A 17,978-nucleotide genomic window follows, 5' to 3' on the forward strand; every position below is an offset into this window, starting at 1 on the left:
CGGTGTGTCCGAACCGCCCCTGTTTGGCGGGTAGTTCGCGGGGAGACAACACAGGTGTACGGACCCGATGGATCGGTGAAGCCCGGAGGTCGAATCGGCCATGGCGCTCACGCAGCCCGACCCGGGCGGGCTGTCGTCCGGGCGGGCGGCGCCGCCGCGCGGCTCGCTCGCCACCACCGCCTGCATGGAGACCCTGCAAGTCGGCTATCTGCACGCCGTCACGGCCGCCGCGGGGTGCTCGCTGGCCCAGCCCTTTCCGGACAGCGGCATCGACTGGCACGTCAGCCACAGCGCGCCCGGCCACGCCGTCGACGACGAGGTGACGATCAAGGTGCAGCTCAAATGCACGTACCAGATCGCGCCCCGCCCCAGCGGCCCCGCCTTCTCCTTCACCCTCGACAACGGCCACCTCGCCAAGCTCGCGCGCACCCCGGTCGCCGTCCACAAGATCCTCGTCGTGATGCTCGTACCGCGGACCCAGGACGCGTGGCTGCGGGCCGGGCACGACCGACTCGAACTGCGGCACTGCTGCTACTGGACCAACCTGGCCGGACACCCGGTGACGGGCAGGCGCAGGACCACCGTGCGGATTCCGACCACGCGCGTCTTCGACGACCGCGCGCTCTGCGAGATCATGGCGCGGGTCGGGGAGGGAGAGACCCCCTGATGCACCGGCCGACCGACCAGCCCGCCCACCCCCCACGCCCCCTGACCGCCGAGGGCGTCGACCCCGCCGTCCTCGGCGCGCTGCTCGCCCGGCACGGCTGGCGGCGGCGCGGGGGAGCCGCCGGGCGCTACACCCACTGGGCCCCGCCCGGCGGGCCCGCGGGCGGCGCCAGCCTGCTCGTCCCCGACAGCCGGCGCTTCCCGGACGCCGCCGACCTGCTCGCCGAGGCGCTCACCGCGCTGGAGCGCAGCGCCGCGCCCTCCGCGCGGGAGGTCCTCGTCGCCCTGGCCACGCCGAGCGACGAGATCCACTGGCGGCGCGAGGTGCCCGAGCCCGCCGGGGGAGCCGCCGCCTGGAGCGCCCAGGAGCGGCTGCGCGACGGCGCCCGCGCCATGCTGCTCGCCGGGGCGCTCGCCGCCCGCGGCCGCGCCGGGTACTACGGCGCGCGGCACCGGCGGGCCGCAGAGGCTGCCCTCGACCGGCTCCTGGTGGGCCCGGCCCCCGGCGGCCGGGAACTGACGGTGTACGTACCGGTCGCGGACGGCCGCCCGACCGTCACGACGCTGCTGCGCGCCCTGCACGCCGCCCGCGACGCCACCGACTACCAGCGCGCCACCGGCGGCATGGAGGCGTTCGACGCGGCGGTCGAGGCCGGGGTGTGCCAGGAGCTGACCGAGGCGCTCGTGCTGCTCGTGCGCGGCTCCGAGGGCGTCCGGATCGCCGTGGACTGGTCGCCGGCGCTGGGCCCGCACGAGGGCTTCGCGGCCCGGCCCGAGCCCGTGGAGTTCTCCCCGGGCGACCTCCCCGCGCTGCGCGAGGCCGGCGCCCGGTACGTACGCGACGAGCCCTCGGTGCCCGTGCGGCTGACCGGCGCCGTGGTGCGGCTGCGCCGGGAGGGACCGGCCGGGCCCGGCAGCGTACGGCTGCGGGTGCTCTCCGGGGCCGACGTGGCGCAGGTGCGGATCGCGCTCGACGAGGACGACTACCGCCTCGCGGGCCACGCCCATCTCGTCGGGCTGCCGATCCGGGTCAGCGGCCGGCTGGAGAGCCGGGGCGGCTTCCGGCGGGTCACCGGGGCGAGCGGCGTCACCCCGGTGCGGGTCGACGACGCCGAGCGCGACCGGCTGCTGAAGTCGATGCACGAGAACCTGGACTTCTTCGAGGGGGCGTGCGGCGGCGAGTAGGCGCGCGGCGTGATCAGGCCGGGGAGGCGGTCGCCAAACCGTTTCGCGGTGCGGTCCGGCGGATCGGTACGATTCACCGTGCGCAGCGCCCGCTGCCGCAGGACCCATGTGTCAGGAGCTACCGGTGTCAGACGTCCGTGTGATCATCAAACGCGATTCCGCCGAACCGGAAGAGCGAGTGGTCACGACGGGCACGACGGCCGCCGCGCTCTTCGAGGGCGAGCGCGCGATCGTCGCCGCCCGCGTGGCCGGGGAGCTCAAGGACCTCGCGTACGCACTCGCCGACGGCGACGAGGTCGAGCCCGTCGAGCTCGCCAGCGAGGACGGCCTGAACATCCTGCGCCACTCGGCGGCGCACGTCATGGCGCAGGCCGTGCAGGACCTCTTCCCGGACGCCAAGCTCGGCATCGGCCCGCCCATCAAGGACGGCTTCTACTACGACTTCGACGTCGAGACCCCGTTCACCCCGGACGACCTCAAGCGCATCGAGAAGAAGATGCAGGAGATCCAGAAGCGCGGTCAGCGCTTCGCGCGCCGGGTGACCACGGACGACGACGCCCGCGCGGAGCTCGCGGACGAGCCGTACAAGCTGGAGCTCATCGGGCTCAAGGGCTCGGCCGCCGCCGACAGCGCGGACGGCGCGAACGTGGAGGTCGGCGGCGGCGAGCTGACCATCTACGACAACCTCGACGCCAAGACCGGCGAGCTGTGCTGGAAGGACCTGTGCCGCGGCCCGCACCTGCCGACGACCCGGAACATCCCGGCGTTCAAGCTGATGCGCAGCGCGGCCGCGTACTGGCGGGGCAGCGAGAAGAACAAGCAGCTCCAGCGGATCTACGGCACCGCCTGGCCGTCGAAGGACGAGCTGAAGGCGTACCTCGAATTCCTCGCCGAGGCCGAGAAGCGCGACCACCGCAAGCTCGGCTCCGAGCTGGACCTCTTCTCCATCCCGGACGAGATCGGCTCGGGCCTGGCCGTCTTCCACCCCAAGGGCGGCGTCATCCGCCGGGCGATGGAGGACTACAGCCGCAAGCGGCACGAGGAGGCGGACTACGAGTTCGTCTACACGCCGCACGCGACGAAGGGCAAGCTCTTCGAGAAGAGCGGCCACCTGGACTGGTACGCCGACGGCATGTACCCGCCCATGCAGCTCGACGAGGGCACGGACTACTACCTCAAGCCCATGAACTGCCCGATGCACAACCTGATCTTCGACGCGCGGGGGCGGTCGTACCGCGAGCTGCCGCTGCGGCTGTTCGAGTTCGGGACCGTGTACCGGTACGAGAAGTCCGGCGTCGTGCACGGCCTGACCCGCGCCCGCGGCTTCACCCAGGACGACGCGCACATCTACTGCACCAAGGAGCAGATGGCGGACGAGCTCGACTCGCTGCTGACCTTCGTGCTGAACCTGCTGCGCGACTACGGCCTGGAGGATTTCTACCTGGAGCTGTCCACCCAGGACCCGGAGAAGTCCATCGGCTCGGACGAGAACTGGGCGGAGGCCACCGAGACGCTGCGCAAGGCGGCCGGCAAGCAGGGCCTGGAGCTCGTCATGGACCCGGGCGGCGCGGCCTTCTACGGTCCGAAGATCTCGGTCCAGGCGCGCGACGCCATCGGCCGTACGTGGCAGATGTCGACGATCCAGGTCGACTTCAACCTGCCCGACCGCTTCGACCTGGAGTACACCGCGCCGGACGGCTCCAAGCAGCGCCCGGTCATGATCCACCGGGCCCTGTTCGGCTCGATCGAGCGGTTCTTCGCGGTGCTCCTGGAGCACTACGCGGGCGCGTTCCCGGCGTGGCTGGCCCCGGTGCAGGCCACCGGCATCCCGATCGGCGACGCGCACGTGCCCTACCTCCAGGAGTTCGCCGCCAAGGCGAAGGCCGAGGGGCTGCGCGTCGAGGTGGACGCCTCCTCGGACCGGATGCAGAAGAAGATCAGGAACGCGCAGAAGAGCAAGGTGCCGTTCATGATCATCGCCGGTGACGAGGACGTCGCGAACGGCGCGGTGTCCTTCCGCTACCGCGACGGCTCGCAGAAGAACGGCGTGCCCGTCGACGAGGCCCTCGCCGAGATCGTCAAGGCCGTCCAGGACCGCGTACAGGTCTGAAGCCCGCTGTCACGGTCAGCCGTCGCCCCGGAGTGGTCCACGACCGCCCCGGGGCGACGTCGCGTTCGGGCGAAGCCATATGCTGCACACCATGACGAGCGAGCCGGAACAGCAGATCGGAGTGGGGACGCAGGACGCCTTCCAGCGACTGTGGACGCCCCACCGGATGGCGTACATCCAGGGCGAGAACAAGCCGACCGGGCCCGGAGCCGAGGACGGCTGTCCGTTCTGTACCATCCCCTCGAAATCCGATGAGGACGGGCTCGTCATCGCGCGCGGCTCCCATGTCTACGCGGTGCTCAACCTCTACCCGTACAACGGCGGCCACCTCATGGTCGTCCCGTTCCGCCACGTCGCCGACTACACCGAGCTGGACGCGGCCGAGACCGCCGAGCTGGCGGAGTTCACCAAGCGGGCGATGACCGCGCTGCGGGCCGCCTCCGGCGCGCACGGATTCAACATCGGCATGAACCAGGGCGCGACCGCCGGCGCCGGCATCGCCGCCCATCTGCACCAGCACGTCGTGCCGCGCTGGGGCGGCGACACCAACTTCATGCCGGTCGTCGGGAGCACCAAGGTGCTGCCCCAACTCCTCGCGGACACCCGCCAGATGCTCGCGGACGCCTGGCCGCAGAGCTGACCGCTCCGCCGGCCCCGGACCAGGGGCGGTGCGGGACCGGCGGCACTCGGCGGTCCGCCGTGGCGTGACACCGCTTGAGACGGTCGAGGAATCGTTTCGCGATGCCGCGCCGCCCGCGGCCTGGTCGGCGCGGGGCGCCTGTCGCGTCCCCGGAGCGGTGGTGGACCGGGCACGGTCCCCGGGGTTCCGGCCCGTGGGGGTGAGGGCGGCGTCGGCCGATCGGGCTGACGGGGCGTCATGTGGGTGCGGCTGAACGGATGGACTCCGCCGACGCGGAGCGCAGATGTGCTCACCCGCGCCGTCGCCGTGGGTAATTGGTGTCAGCCGTCGACGTGGCTGCGCGCATGCTCCCGCCCGTACGCGCCCCCTGCCCCGCGCCCTGTCACCGGGCAGGGGCGGGGCGCGGGAGCGTGCCCCGGGCAGCCCCCGTCGTCCTCGGACCGCCGCCCCGAAGGAGGACCACCGCCATGAGCGAGACCGCCGTGACCAGCGCGTCGATCGCGGACCTGCTGGCTGTCGCGCCCCCGGAGCGCGACAAGAAGTGGCTGCGGGAGTGCCTCCAGGCCGCCGTCGCACTGGAGCTCGCCACCATCCCGCCGTACCTGTACGCGTACTGGTCCGTCCGGGACGCCTCCTCCGAACTGGCGGACGCCCTGCTGGGGATCGCCTGGCAGGAGATGCTGCACATGGGGCTGGCGTGCAACATGCTCACCGCCGCGGAGGGGCGGCCGTCCATCGTCGCGGCCGCTCGCGCCTACCCGAGCGAGCTGCCCGGCGGCGTCCGCCCGGGCCTCGTCGTTCCGCTGAAGGGGGTGGCGAGCGGCATCGCCGACCCTCGGGACGCGCTGAAGGGCTTCATGGATATCGAGGAGCCGGAGAAGCCCGTGACGCCGTTCGCCGAGGGCCCCACGATCGGCCAGTTCTACAAGGAGATCGAGAAAGAGCTGCCCGCGATCGCCGACAAGTACGGCTTCGGAGGCGGGGTCCAGGTCAGCGGACACATCGGCGGGGACATACTGCGGCGCGCCGACACGAAGGAGAGCGCCCTCGCCGCCATGCGCACCATCAGGGAGCAGGGCGAGGGCACCAGCGCGTCGCCCAACGGGAGCACCGACCCCGCCGACCGCGCGCACTACTACCGCTTCGCCGAGCACTGGAAGGGCAGGCGGCTCCAGCAGTTGCCCCCGCCCCACCAGGACAAGTGGGACTTCACCGGCGAGGCCGTCGAACGGCCGGCCCTGTACCCGTTGGGCGAGGTGCCCGCGGGCGGCTGGGAAGCCGCCGGCGACCTGCGCGCCGCCCTGGACGACTGCAACGCGGCCTACGGGCGGCTCCTCGGCGGCCTCGAAGCCCTGTGGAGCGGCCCGGCCGCGGAGAAGAGCGTCGCGGAGGCGATGGGCGTGATGGGCGCCATGGCCCAGTCCGCGGCCCGCCTCATCGCGTTGCAGAAGGACTCCGCCGGCGAGATCCGCGGACCGGAGTTCCGGCCCGTGCGCGGGGCCTGAACCACTCCGCCGTTCAAGAGCCCTGGTCGAATACGGCCTCCGGTCCGGAACGCTCAAGCCCCGAGCCCGTACGCCCCTACTCCGCGCCCCCAGCCCACGCGGCGCGCCCTCCGGCCCCTCGCCGCGCCGACCGTCCGGCGGTACGGGTCCGGCGCGCGCCCGGCCGCACGTCCGAGCCCGTACCGCTCCGTCACCGGGAGAGCCATGACCAGTCTCGACCTCAAGGACATCCACTCCGTGCGCGTCCACCCGGGCATCGGCTTCGCCCGGGTCGGCAACAGCCCGGACGGCTATTTCACCGGGCCCGAGATCCCGGGCGCCGCCCCCGCGCCGGACGGCGGTCTGTTCAAGGACGGCGAAGGCCGCGTCAAGCGCCAGGCGGCCCGGTTCCGCTGCTACGGCTTCAACGAGGCCGGGGACCAGTGGGTCGAGCTGACTCACCGCGCCGGCGTCAGCGTCGAGTGGACCGTGAACCTCGTGAACAAGAAGGCGTGCGCCCAGGGATTCGGGAGCGAGGCATACCGCAACAAGAAGCGGGAGCCCGAGAAGCCGCACGACGAGGCGGGCCGCAAGGCCCTGACGATCGCTCCCGGGCCGATGCGGATCAGTGGACCCGGGCAGCGCGGGCCCAGCGCGGTCGGCGAGATCACGCTGGAAGGCGTGAAAGAGCGGGTGGCCCTCGGGGAGCTGCGCACCGACGAGGAGGGCCGCCTCCTGGTACTGGGCGGCGACGGACGCTCCGGTTCACCCCTCCACCGCCCCCTGGACAGCCCTTTCGACAATGACGGCTGGTGGGACAGCACCTCCGACGGCCCGGTCGACGCCGTCGTGCGCATCGACTGCGCGGGCGAGTCGCGGGAGTTCAGGGCCGTACGGGCGTGGGCGGTCGTCACGCCGCCCAAGTACGCCCCGCACCTGGACACCGTCGTCACCCTGTGGGACCGGCTGGAGGACCTCTTCCGCCCGCCGACCGATGACGAGGTCCCCTCGTATACCTTCGACATTCAGCCGGTGCTGGCCCGCGCCCGGCACATGCAGGCGGTCTTCGAGGCGGCGGCGGGCCACCACATCTCCTGGCCGGAGCCCCTGTACGGCTACTACGCCCGCCGCAAGATCGACAGCTGGCTCAGCAAGGACGGCAACCCGGACGGGTCGATGCCCCGCCTCGCCGCCGGCGACGGCGACTCGAAGTTGACAAGGCGTCAGCTCGCCGTGCTGCAGAAATGGCGCGACGGGAACTTCCTGCGGGACTGGCGGGCCGGCGCACCGCGAGCCGTCACCCCCGGCGGACTCGACCGGGCGGCCCTGGAGGCATGCGTCGGCAAGGCGTTCTTCCCGGGCATCGAGGCGGGGGCTTTCTTCCTCGAACCCGGCCACTGGTCCGGCGGAGACATCGCGAGCCTGCGCTTCGCCCACACGGTGGAGCCGGGCGACGTCACCAGCCGGATGGCCCTGCCCTGGCAGGCCGACTTCCATGCCTGCGGCAGCGAGTGGTGGCCGGTCCCCCGGCCGAACGAGGCGATCCCCAAGGGGCAGAGCGGCTACAAGGACTGGGCACGTGAGTGGGCCGGGGACGCGGGCGCCATGGCGGACAACTGGCACCGCCTCGGCTTCGTCGTGCCCGACGAGGCGGGGCAGTACCGGGAGACGGAGCGCGGGGACTGGACGGAGAGCACCCGGCTGCCGCCGCCCGAGGGCCAGTGGAGCACCCTGGCCGCGGCCGCCGCCACGACCGCCGCCTGGCAGCCGGCCGACCGGCTCACCGGCCAGGACCTGGCCCTCTACGGCCGGGGCGAGCTCACCGCGGACACCGAGCACACCTGGCGCTTCCGGCTCACCGAGGAGGACCGCGCCATCGAGATCACCGTGCGCGCGCCCGTCCCGCAGGACCTCGACGTACGCCTCGCGAGCCCCCTCGGCCCCCTCGCCGACGACGACCCCCGCCGCACCGGAATCCGCTACGACGACGCCCTCGTCCTGCGCGTCGCGCTGCCTGTCGAAGCCCTGCCCCAGCGCTACGCCGGCGCCGGCCTGTGGAGCCTGAGCGTCAGCGCGCCGCGCGGCGGCGCGATGGCCTACCAGGTCGCCGTCGCCGTCGACTCCCGCGTCCACCTGGGCGGGGCCGCCGCCACCCGGGCCCCGGACGGCGCGCTCACCGTCACCACCGGCCTGGACGAGCGTCCGCCGCGTGAGGCGGCCCTCGTGACGGCCGAGGGGGACGAGCTGCCGCTGGCGGAGGGCGGCGCCCCCGGCGCGTACACCCTGGCGGGCGGCGACGGGCAGCCGGCGGCGGGGGCCCGCGAGCCGGGCGCGCACACCGCCGCGGGCGGGGCCGGCCCCCTGCGCCTGCGGGTCACCGGAAGCTCCCGCCTGGGCCACCCCTACGCCCGCGACCGCTTCCTGGCCGTCGGCGACGGGCGATGAGCCCGCCCGCCGGCCGGCCCCGGCGGCGCGGATGACCCCGGCGGACGTGGCCGTGGTCGGCGGCGGCCCGGCCGGGTCCGCGGTGGCCTGGCACCTCGCCGCCGCGGGCGCCTCCGTCGTCCTCGTCGACGACGCCCGGGGCCCATGGCGCCCGGTGGGACAGCAGTTGTCCCCGGCCGCCCTGCCCCTGCTGCGGGACCTCGGCGTCGCCGACCGGCTGACGGCCCCGGCCGCCGCCCCCGTCCACGAGGCCCGCAGCGTCTGGTCCCACGAGAGCGCCGTGGATCTGCGGCCGGCCCTGTTCAGCGCGTACGGCCCGCCGCTGGCCGTCGACCGCGCCGCACTGGACGCCCTCCTGCGCGACGCCGCCCGTCGAGCGGGCGTCCGAACGCTGCGGGCCCACGTGAAGGCGGCGCGCGGGCCCGGCGGATGGCACCTGACGGCCGTGTCGCCGGCCGGACGTCCGGAGCCGGTGGCGGGCCCCGCGGCCGTACTGGTCGACGCCACCGGCGCGGCCCGGGCCCGCGCCCGGCGGCTGCCCTGGCACTCGGCGGACCGGCTGCGCTGCACCGTCTGGCGCGCCCGCCCCGCCGACGTCGGACGCCAGTCGTGGTCCCTGGTCGAGGCGGTGGCCGACGGCTGGTGGTACAGCGCGCCGACGCCCGGCGGCGGCCTGACGCTGATGCGCGTCCAGGACCGCACCGCCGTGCACGCCGCCTCGACGCCGCCGCCCCGCACCGCCCAGCGCCTGGCGGACCTCCCGCTGCCGACCCCGGCCGCCGTCCGGGCCGTCCCCGTCGGCTGCGCGGACCCGCCCTGGGCCGACGGCCTGGTCGCGGCGGGCGACGCCGCGCTGGCGCTCGACCCGCTCTCCTCCGCCGGCCTCCACCACGCCCTCGGCCTCGCCCGGCCCGCGGCCGCCGCCGCCCTCGGCCTCCTGCGTCGCGACCCGCGCACCGCCGCCGCCTACGGCCGCCTCGTCGGGGAGGCGCTCGCCCGGCACCTGACCGTCCGGCGCACCGTCCACGCCGCCGCCGCGCCCCGGTACACCGCCGAGCCCTTCTGGCGGCGCCGGGCGGCCGGCGGATAGGCGCCGCCTTCCGAGGCGTCCGTGCCGGCCCTGCCCCGCCCCGGCTCCGCTTCAGCCGGCGGCGGTCCGCGGCACCGGCCCGCAGCCGACCCGCCGCACCGGCCGTACCTGCCTGAGCGGGCCCGGAGAGATGAGATCCAGCCGGGTTTCACCCGAAAACCGGGTTGGCGCGCGCATCGCGGGCAAAGGCGTTCTGATGGTTCGGTGACCTTCCTCCACCGCCGCGGGGTGCTGCGCGCCGCCGCGGGGACCACAGCCGCCGGGGCCGCCGCGGCGCTGCTGCCGGGCTGCGCGCACCACCGCACCGCGGCCGACGCCCGGCACGCGCCGTCGGCCGCCTGGGACGCGGCGACCACGCCCGTACCGGCGAGGCCGGCGGCGCCGCGCGCGCTGCCCGCGGGGCTCCCGGCGCAGATCGCGCACGGGCCGCGCGGCGGCACCGCGGTGGCCCTCACCTTCCACGGCCGCGGCGACCCGAAGCTCGCGACCGCCTTGCTCGCCGAGGCCGAGCGGGCCGGGGCCCGGCTGACCGTGCTGGCCGTCGGCGCCTGGCTCGACGAGGCGCCGCGGATGGCCCGCCGGGTGCTCGACGGCGGCCACGAGCTGGGCAACCACACGATGCGCCACCTCGACATCTCCACGATGTCCGGTGCCGCCGCGTACGCGGAGATCACCGAGTGCGCCGACCGGCTGCGGCGGCTCACCGGTTCCATCGGCCGCTGGTTCCGGCCGTCCCGTACGCAGTACGCCACCGAGCGCGTCACCCGGCTGGCCGCCAGGGCCGGCTACCCGCACGTCCTCTCGTACGACGTGGACTCCCTCGATTTCACCGACCCGGGCGGCGAGGCCGTGCGCCGGACCGTCCTGGCCGCCGTGCGGCCCGGCTCGGTGGTGTCCCTGCACTTCGGGCACGCCGGCACGCTCACCGCGCTGCCCGGCATCCTCGACGGCCTGCACCGGCGCGGACTGCGCGCCGTGACCACTACGGAGCTGCTGACCTCATGACTGCCCTCATGACCGGGCCCACTCCTCGCACCGTCCGCCGCACCGCCCTGCTCGCCGTCGCCGGCGTCCTGCTCGCGACGGGCTGCGGGGGCGGCGGCCACCGGAACGAGGCCGCCGACCGCACCCCGCGGCCGCACGCCTCCTCCCACACCCCCGACGACGGGCTGCCGGGCATGCCGCCGCTGCTGGACCCGCACGACCTCTACGCGGCGGACCGGCCGAACGCCCTCTCCCCGGTGGTGAAGGACTTCCCCTCCCGCGTGTACGTGCCGAACACCAACTCCGACACGGTCAGCGTCATCGACCCGAAGACGTACAAGGTCGTCAGGACGATCCCGGTGGGGCGGCAGCCGCAGCACGTCGTGCCGTCCTGGGACCTGAAGACGCTGTGGGTCAACAACGACCTCGGGCACTCGCTCACGCCCCTGAACCCCGCCACCGGGAAGACCGGCAAGCCCGTCGACGTGCACGACCCGTACAACCTCTACTTCACGCCGGACGGCAAGTACGCCGTCGTGATGGCCTCCATGGACCGCGAACTGGTCTTCCGCGACCCGCACACCATGGCGGTGAAGAAGACCGTCCCGGTCAGCTGCCAGGGCGTCAACCACGCCGACTTCTCACCCGACGGGCGGTACTTCATCGTCTCCTGCGAGTTCTCCGGCGAGCTGCTGAAGGTCGACACCGCGGCCATGAAGGTGACCGGCAAGCAGAAACTGCCGTTCAAGGGCGCGATGCCGCAGGACGTGAAGATCTCCTCGGACGGCAGGACCTGGTACGTGGCCGACATGACGGCCGACGGGGTGTGGGTCCTGGACGGCGACGAATTCACCGAGCCGCGCCTGATGCGCACCGGCAAGGGCGCGCACGGCCTCTACGTCTCCCGCGACTCGAAGTCGATGTACATCTCCAACCGCGGCGAGGGCACGATCTCGGTCCTGGACCTCCCCAGCCGCAAACTGGTGAAGAAGTGGAAGCTGCCGGACGGCGGCAGCCCCGACATGGGCGGGGTCTCCGCGGACGGCAAGGTGCTCTGGCTCTCCGGCCGGTACGACGCCGAGGTCTACGCGATCGACACCGGCAGCGGCCGGCAGCTCGCCCGTATCCCCGTCGGCAGCGGCCCGCACGGACTGGCGGTCTACCCGCAGCCCGGCCGCTACTCGCTCGGGCACACGGGGATCTTCCGCTGACGATGTGAGGGACGCGCGAGGAGGCCCGTCAGCCCGCGTAGTCGTCCGCCTTGCGCGGCGACGGGTCCTGGATCGCGCCGCTGAGGAACGCCGCGCGGTTGCCGAACTTCGTGACGTCCACGCCGTTCTCCTCCAGCACGCGCAGCGCGGCCTCGTGCACCACCCGCAGTACGGGCGTGGCCGCGCGCATCGCGTCGTCCGCCATGAACCGGTGCCGCCAGGGCTTGTCCGCCCAGGCGTGCCGCAGGCCGAAGGGCTCGGGCAGCTTGAGCTTGCCGCCCCAGTACTCCAGCAGCGGCGGGTACCAGGTCAGGGGGGCGCGCGCGGTCAGCCGGGCGATCTCGCGGGCGTGCACGATCGGCAGGGTCTTCTGGGTCGGCGCCCAGAACTTCAGCCCCTTGATCTCCTTCGTGCGGGCCTTCGGCTTGTTCGAGAACATCGGGTGCACGGGGCCCAGCGCGTGCCCGGTGATCTCGATGCGCAGGGTCTTGTGCAGCACCGTGACCGTGATCAGCAGGGTGATCACCAGCTGGCCGTCCCAGAGCACGAACTGCACGCCCAGGTAGTGGCGGTTGCCGCTGCCGAACTGCTGCTCGTTGCAGATCTTCTGGAGCTCCGAGCCGCGTATTTCGTACGAGCCCTTCTCGCCGCCGCCGGGGCGCGAGACCTCCGAGGCGCCCTCCCCGATGGGGGAGACCACCCAGTGCTCCACGAACGGCGGGGTGAAGCCGCCGGTGTGCAGCGGGCTGCGCTCCAGGAGCTGGAGCTGGTCGTGCACCGCCCGCACCACGTCCCAGCTGCGGAAGGGGTGGATCTCCTTGTCCGGGTCGCTCGGGATCAGGTCCTCGGCCAGCTGCCAGCTGCCCCAGCGGGTGCCCATGCCGAGTATGCCCTTGGGCCCGGCGTAGTAGACGACGTTGCTGCGCTGCTCCGCGCTGAGGTGGGCCAGGCTCTGGCGCAGCCGCTCGGCCGCGCTCTCGCCGGGGTTCTTCGGCACCGCCTCGGGGATCTTCGCGCCCACTCCGCCGCCCGCGAGGAGGCCGGTCCAGCGGTCGCGGAGGTCCTTCGCGGTGCGCTCGCAGACGATCTTCGCCCAGTAGCCGCCGATGAGCGGCGCGACGAGCATCGCGCGCAGGTAGACGCCCCAGAACCCGTCGAACGGCAGCCGGATCATGAAGATCACGCCGAGGATGCCGAGGGCGAGGAGCAGCGCCGTGCCGAGGAAGCCGGCCCGCTTGTTCTGGGCGCCGGCGATCAGCCGGCGGAGCTGGAAGGCGCCGAGCCACAGCAGCACGCCGGGCAGGAAGAGCACCCCGAAGACGACCATGATCACGGTCAGCTGGGTGTCGCGCTGCTTGCGGATGCGCAGCGCGGCCAGGCAGTGCTCGACGACGGTCTGCGGCTCGATGCCGAAGGACTGGATGAGCGGCTTGCGCCCGGCGTCGATCATGCGCTTCTGCACGGCCCGGGAGAACGCCTCGCCCAGGTTGGGTTCGAGCAGCGCGAACCGGGGCTTCTGCACCTCCGAGGTGGCCGTGTCCGAGTTGGCCTTGAGCAGCTCGTCCATCGGGCCGTCCCGGTACGCCGCGGAGGCGATCGCCTGCGTCGCCGCCGTCTGTCCGGCCGCGCCCGAAAGCGGAACCTGCGCTCCCGGACTGAAGTCGAACGCGTCCCCTATTGTCACTACCGCCCCCAACGCCGCGCACACCTGGTGATGCGGTCTGTTCCCGACTCCCGCTCACGCCACACCTTGTGAGCTGCCGATCCAGCGTATCGGCGCTGTCCACCCCATGTCGCCGGAGATCGGGAAGCGGGTCGGGAACCCGCCCGCCGCAAGCGAGTTGCGGCGGGCGGCTTGCGAACTATCGACCGTTCTCGGCCTGTTCCCGGATGCGGTCGGAGAGCTGCGCCGGCATCGGCTCGTGACGCGCGTACGAACGGCTGAACCGCCCGGTGCCGTGCGACAGCGACCGCAGGTCCACCGCGTACCGGCCGATCTCGATCTCCGGGATCTCGGCCCGTACGAGCGTGCGCTCCGCCCCCGACTGCTCGGTGCCCACCACCCGGCCGCGCCGCCCGGAGAGGTCGCTCATCACCGCCCCGACGTATTCGTCCGAGACCAGCACCTGGACCTCGGCGACCGGCTCCAGCAGATGGATACGGGCGTCGGCCGCGGCCTCGCGCAGCGCGAGCGCGCCCGCGGTCTGGAAGGCCGCGTCCGAGGAGTCCACCGAGTGCGCCTTGCCGTCGAGCAGGGTGACCCGCACGTCGACGAGGGGATACCCGGCGGCGATGCCACGCGCGGCCTGGGCGCGCACGCCCTTCTCCACGGAGGGGATGAACTGCCGGGGCACGGCGCCGCCCACCACCTTGTCGACGAAGTCGATGCCGGAGCCGGGCGGCAGCGGCTCCACCTCGATCTCGCAGATCGCGTACTGGCCGTGGCCGCCCGACTGCTTCACATGCCGCCCGCGCCCCGCGGCCTTCCCGCCGAACGTCTCGCGCAGCGAGACCTTGTGCGGCACCGTGTCGACCTGCACGCCGTACCGGGTGCGCAGCCGCTCCAGGGCCACGTCCATATGGGCCTCGCCCAGGCACCACAGGACCACCTGATGGGTGTCGGGGTTCTGTTCCAGCCGCATCGTGGGGTCCTCGGCGACGAGGCGGCCGAGCCCCTGCGAGAGCTTGTCCTCGTCGGCCTTGCTGTGCGCCTCGATGGCGACCGGCAGCAGCGGGTCCGGCATCACCCACGGCTCCATGAGGAGCGGCGCGTCCTTGGCGGAGAGCGTGTCGCCGGTCTCCGCGCGGCTCAGCTTCGCCACACAGGCCAGGTCGCCCGCGATGGCCTCCGGGACCGAGCGCTGCACCTTCCCGAACGGCGAGGACAGGGCGCCGACCCGCTCGTCGACATCGTGGTCCTCATGGCCGCGGTCCTGGAGGCCGTGGCCCGAGACGTGCACGGTCTCGTCCGGGCGCAGCGTCCCCGAGAACACCCGGACCAGGGAGATCCGGCCGACGTACGGGTCGGAGGAGGTCTTGACGACCTCCGCGGCCAGCGGGCCCGCCGGATCGCAGACCAGCGGGGCCCGCCGGGCGCCGCCGGGATGAGTGACGGCGGGCGCCTCGCGCTCCAGCGGGGTGGGGAACCCGCCGGTGATCAGCTCCAGCAGCTCCACGGTGCCCAGGCCCTGCCGGGCGCCCTCGGCGGCGGGGGCCGCGGCCAGGACGGGGTGGAACCTGCCGCGCGCCACGGCCCGTTCGAGATCCTCGACGAGCGTCTTGGCGTCGAGCTCCGCGCCGCTGAGATAGCGGTCCATGAGGGTCTCGTCCTCGCTCTCGGCGATGATCCCCTCGATGAGCCGGTCGCGCGCCTCCTGGATCAGCGGCAGCTGCTCCGCGTCCGGCGCGGTCTCGGTCCGCACGCCCGTGGAGTAGTCGAAGACCCGCTGGGAGAGCAGCCCGACGAGACCCGTGACGGCCGCGTGGCCGTCGGCGCCCTCGGCGCCGCGCAGCGGCAGGTACAGGGGCAGCACGGAGTCGGGGGAGTCGCCGCCGAGGGCCCGCCGGCAGACCGCCGTCATCTCCTCGAAGTCGGCGCGCGCGGCTTCGAGATGGGTGATGACCAGGGCGCGCGGCATGCTCACCGCGGCGCACTCGTCCCACACCATGCGGGTAGCGCCGTCCACGCCGTCGGCCGCCGAAACGATGAAGAGGGCCGCGTCCGCTGCCCGCAGACCGGCCCTCAACTCCCCGACGAAATCGGCGTAGCCGGGGGTGTCCAACAGGTTGATCTTTATGCCGCCCCACTCCACGGGGAGCAGCGACAGCTGCACCGAGCGCTGCTGGCGGTGCTCGATCTCGTCGTAGTCGGAGGCACAGCCGCCGTCCTCGACCCGTCCGGCCCGGTTCACCGCGCCGGTCGCCAGCGCGAGGGCCTCCACCAGGGTCGTCTTCCCGGACCCGCTGTGGCCGACCAGCACCACATTCCGTACGGAGCTGGGTTGGTCGGCCGTCACTGCCCTGCCGGCGGCCCCTGGGTGCGTACTCGTCTTGTCGCCCATGTGTCTCGCCTCCCGGTCGACACTGCGGTAGGTCGAGCTTTCCACCGGGGCCATGGTGCGTCCATACATCGCACACGCGGCCGTAACGGGACCGGCCGGACGAAGATCGACTCATCGGCCGGAAATGGACCTTCGGGAGACGGGCCTTCGGCTCTTTCAGCCTTGCGGCCTTTCAGCTCTTTCGGCTCTCTCGGCCTGTCAGCGCGAGCTGACCGCGCCCGTGTCCCAGGCCCAGGCCGCGATCTCGACGCGGTTGCGCACCCCGAGCTTCGTCTGGACGCTCGCCAGATGCGTCTTGACCGTGGACAGGGACAGGAACAGCTCCTGGCAGATCTCCTGGTTGGTCCGCCCGACCGCGACCAGCCGCACCACCTCCGACTCCCGCCCGGTGAGCGGCGCGGGTCCCGCCTGCGCGGCCGGCTTCCGCCGCTGCTCGCCGAGGCGCGCCAGCAGCCGTACGGTCACGGCCGGGGAGACCAGCGCGTCGCCGCGCGCCGCCGCCCGTACCGCCTCGACGAGCAGCCCCGGCCCCGCGTCCTTGAGGAGGAAGCCGCACGCCCCGTGCCGCATCGCGGTGTAGAGGTAGTCGTCCTGGTCGAAGGTGGTGACGATGACCACCCGCAGCGGATCGGCGGCGTCCGGGCCCGCGAGCACGCGGGTCACCTCCAGGCCGTCGAGTCTCGGCATCCGCACGTCCACCAGGCAGACGTCGGGGCGCAGCCGGCGGGCGGCCTCGACGCACTCGGCGCCGTCCGCGGCCTCGCCGATCACCGTGATGCCGGGCTGCGCGTCGAGGATCAGCCGGAAGCCGGTACGGACCATCTCCTGGTCGTCGGCGATGAGTACGGTCGTCGTGGAGCTGCTCACCCGGGAGATCCTGCCATGGGCCCCGCACCGGCCGGCGCGGGGAAGGCGGCGGCGACCAGCCAGCCGCCGTCCGCCGTCGGCTCGGCCCGCAGCTCGCCCTCGACGGCCTCCACCCGCTCCCGCAGTCCGAGCAGCCCGAAGCCGCCGCGCCCGCCGAGCGGCGTGAACCGCCGTTCGGCGGAGGGGGCGTTGCGGATCTGGACGGTCAGCCGCTCCCGGTCCGCGTCGATACGGACGTCGGCCGTGGCGGCGGCGGGCGCGTGGCGGCGCACATTGGTCAGCGCCTCCCGCACCACGCGCTGCACGGACGTCTCCACCTCGGGTCCCAGCCGGGCCCGCCGCGCCGCGTCGGTGACCTCCAGGGCGACCGGCGGGCCGCCGTTGCGGGTGAACTCGGCCACGAGGGACGGGAGTTCATTGAGCGTGTCGCCCGGCCGCAGGGGTTCGCCCTCCTCCTCGCGCAGCACGCGCACCAGCCGTCGCATCGAGTCCAGCGTCTCCGTCCCCGCCCGCTCGATGCTCTCCAGCAGCGGATCCACCTGCTCGGGCGCGGTCTCCCGGACGGTACGGGCGGCCTGCGCCTGGATGACGATCCCGGTGACGTGGTGGGCGACGAAGTCGTGCAGATCGCGGGCGAGTTCGCGCCGCTCGCCGTCGCGCACGGCGGAGATCGCGCGGACCCGGCGGCCGTCGAGTACGCGCAGATAGCTGCCGAGCCCGACGGCGGCGCCGACGAAGAAGGTGAGGAGGAAGGAGAAGGCGACCATCAGGTTCAGCTCGGCCATGCGCAGCGGCACCACGATGACCGCGAGGCCCAGGGCCGCGCTCAGCACGGCAGTCGTGCCCGGCGGCCCCTCCCTCCGCGCGACGCGCGTGAGGGCCAGCAGCAGGCAGGCGGTCTCCAGGAGCCCCCACGCGCCGTCCACGATGCGCTCGCCGGGCATGAGCAGGAAGCCGGTCAGCAGCCAGGAGAGGCCGACCGCGGCGGCGGTCCGCCAGGTCAGACGGCGCGGGCGGGCCGCGGGCAGCAGCACCAGCGCGGCGATCAGCGGCCCGACCACGGGGAGCAGCCAGGCCCGCGGGCCTGCGCCCGGGTGGCCGGCCGTGGCGGAGGCCAGGTCGGCGACCCACAGCAGGACGAGGGCCGCGTACAGCGCGCAGACGGCCAGGTGCTGGGCGCGGAGACGGGGGAGCGGTGCGCGATCTTCCACGGCTCCCAGGCTACGGAGCGGGTG

13 protein-coding genes are annotated in these 17,978 nt (G+C 73.7%); 9 read left to right on the plus strand and 4 right to left on the minus strand.

All coding sequences use genetic code 11. The annotated features are described in order from the left end of the window. Window positions 1–100 precede the first annotated feature (100 nt). The 9 genes from AB0I49_RS22915 to AB0I49_RS22955 all read left to right on the plus strand — a co-directional run bounded on the left by AB0I49_RS22915 (window position 101) and on the right by AB0I49_RS22955 (window position 11,815). A complete protein-coding gene (locus AB0I49_RS22915; RefSeq protein ID WP_363228880.1) occupies window positions 101–667 on the plus strand; it encodes a DUF4365 domain-containing protein in 567 nt (188 codons plus the stop codon). Then, window positions 667–1,851, plus strand: coding sequence for a hypothetical protein (locus tag AB0I49_RS22920; RefSeq protein WP_363228881.1), 1,185 nt, complete (start codon window positions 667–669; stop codon window positions 1,849–1,851). Before AB0I49_RS22915 ends, AB0I49_RS22920 begins: the two co-directional genes overlap by 1 nt. A 124-nt stretch (window positions 1,852–1,975) precedes the next feature. Further along, window positions 1,976–3,961, plus strand: coding sequence for a threonine--tRNA ligase (gene thrS, locus AB0I49_RS22925; protein ID WP_363228882.1), 1,986 nt, complete (start codon window positions 1,976–1,978; stop codon window positions 3,959–3,961). Window positions 3,962–4,040: 79 nt separating this feature from the next. Then, window positions 4,041–4,601, plus strand: a complete 561-nt coding sequence (locus AB0I49_RS22930; RefSeq protein WP_363228883.1) for an HIT domain-containing protein — start codon at window positions 4,041–4,043, stop codon at window positions 4,599–4,601. Window positions 4,602–5,068: 467 nt separating this feature from the next. Continuing rightward, on the plus strand, window positions 5,069–6,106 hold the full coding sequence (locus tag AB0I49_RS22935) for a ferritin-like protein (RefSeq protein ID WP_363228884.1): 1,038 nt from the start codon (window positions 5,069–5,071) through the stop codon (window positions 6,104–6,106). Window positions 6,107–6,310: 204 nt separating this feature from the next. Next, on the plus strand, window positions 6,311–8,530 hold the full coding sequence (locus tag AB0I49_RS22940) for a LodA/GoxA family CTQ-dependent oxidase (RefSeq protein ID WP_363228885.1): 2,220 nt from the start codon (window positions 6,311–6,313) through the stop codon (window positions 8,528–8,530). 31 nt (window positions 8,531–8,561) lie between these two features. Then, window positions 8,562–9,620 carry an FAD-dependent oxidoreductase gene (locus tag AB0I49_RS22945; RefSeq protein WP_363228886.1) on the plus strand — a complete coding sequence of 353 codons (1,059 nt, stop codon included), beginning with the start codon at window positions 8,562–8,564 and terminating at the stop codon, window positions 9,618–9,620. 204 nt (window positions 9,621–9,824) lie between these two features. Then, window positions 9,825–10,625, plus strand: a complete 801-nt coding sequence (locus AB0I49_RS22950; protein ID WP_363228887.1) for a polysaccharide deacetylase family protein — start codon at window positions 9,825–9,827, stop codon at window positions 10,623–10,625. Beyond that, window positions 10,622–11,815 (plus strand): YncE family protein, encoded by a 1,194-nt coding sequence (locus tag AB0I49_RS22955; protein ID WP_363228888.1) that lies wholly within the window; start codon window positions 10,622–10,624, stop codon window positions 11,813–11,815. Before AB0I49_RS22950 ends, AB0I49_RS22955 begins: the two co-directional genes overlap by 4 nt. A gap of 28 nt (window positions 11,816–11,843) precedes the next feature. On the opposite strand, the gene AB0I49_RS22960 is transcribed toward AB0I49_RS22955, so the two are convergent. From AB0I49_RS22960 to AB0I49_RS22975, 4 genes are all read right to left on the minus strand, one after another. Continuing rightward, window positions 11,844–13,493, minus strand: a complete 1,650-nt coding sequence (locus AB0I49_RS22960; RefSeq protein ID WP_363228936.1) for a hypothetical protein — start codon at window positions 13,491–13,493, stop codon at window positions 11,844–11,846. Between the two features lie 184 nt (window positions 13,494–13,677). After that, window positions 13,678–15,876 (minus strand): elongation factor G-like protein EF-G2, encoded by a 2,199-nt coding sequence (locus AB0I49_RS22965; protein WP_363228937.1) that lies wholly within the window; start codon window positions 15,874–15,876, stop codon window positions 13,678–13,680. Between the two features lie 198 nt (window positions 15,877–16,074). Next, window positions 16,075–16,698 carry a response regulator transcription factor gene (locus AB0I49_RS22970; RefSeq protein WP_363228938.1) on the minus strand — a complete coding sequence of 208 codons (624 nt, stop codon included), beginning with the start codon at window positions 16,696–16,698 and terminating at the stop codon, window positions 16,075–16,077. A 41-nt stretch (window positions 16,699–16,739) separates the two neighbouring features. Then, entirely contained in the window at window positions 16,740–17,954 is a 1,215-nt protein-coding gene (locus tag AB0I49_RS22975; protein ID WP_363228889.1) for a histidine kinase, read from the minus strand. Window positions 17,955–17,978 lie beyond the last annotated feature (24 nt).

The organism is Streptomyces sp. NPDC050617 (genome assembly GCF_040654795.1).
Classification (GTDB): Bacteria; Actinomycetota; Actinomycetes; order Streptomycetales; family Streptomycetaceae; genus Streptomyces.

Excerpts from the sequence above, each read along its gene's own strand:
- AB0I49_RS22955 (WP_363228888.1), top strand. The coding sequence starts at position 10,622 with ATGACTGCCCTCATGACCGGGCCCACTCCTCGCACCGTCCGCCGCACC.
- AB0I49_RS22920 (WP_363228881.1), top strand. The coding sequence starts at position 667 with ATGCACCGGCCGACCGACCAGCCCGCCCACCCCCCACGCCCCCTGACC.
- AB0I49_RS22935 (WP_363228884.1), top strand. The coding sequence starts at position 5,069 with ATGAGCGAGACCGCCGTGACCAGCGCGTCGATCGCGGACCTGCTGGCT.
- AB0I49_RS22930 (WP_363228883.1), top strand. The coding sequence starts at position 4,041 with ATGCTGCACACCATGACGAGCGAGCCGGAACAGCAGATCGGAGTGGGG.
- AB0I49_RS22970 (WP_363228938.1), bottom strand. The coding sequence starts at position 16,698 with ATGGTCCGTACCGGCTTCCGGCTGATCCTCGACGCGCAGCCCGGCATC.
- AB0I49_RS22965 (WP_363228937.1), bottom strand. The coding sequence starts at position 15,876 with ATGGGCGACAAGACGAGTACGCACCCAGGGGCCGCCGGCAGGGCAGTG.
- AB0I49_RS22915 (WP_363228880.1), top strand. The coding sequence starts at position 101 with ATGGCGCTCACGCAGCCCGACCCGGGCGGGCTGTCGTCCGGGCGGGCG.
- AB0I49_RS22945 (WP_363228886.1), top strand. The coding sequence starts at position 8,562 with ATGACCCCGGCGGACGTGGCCGTGGTCGGCGGCGGCCCGGCCGGGTCC.
- AB0I49_RS22940 (WP_363228885.1), top strand. The coding sequence starts at position 6,311 with ATGACCAGTCTCGACCTCAAGGACATCCACTCCGTGCGCGTCCACCCG.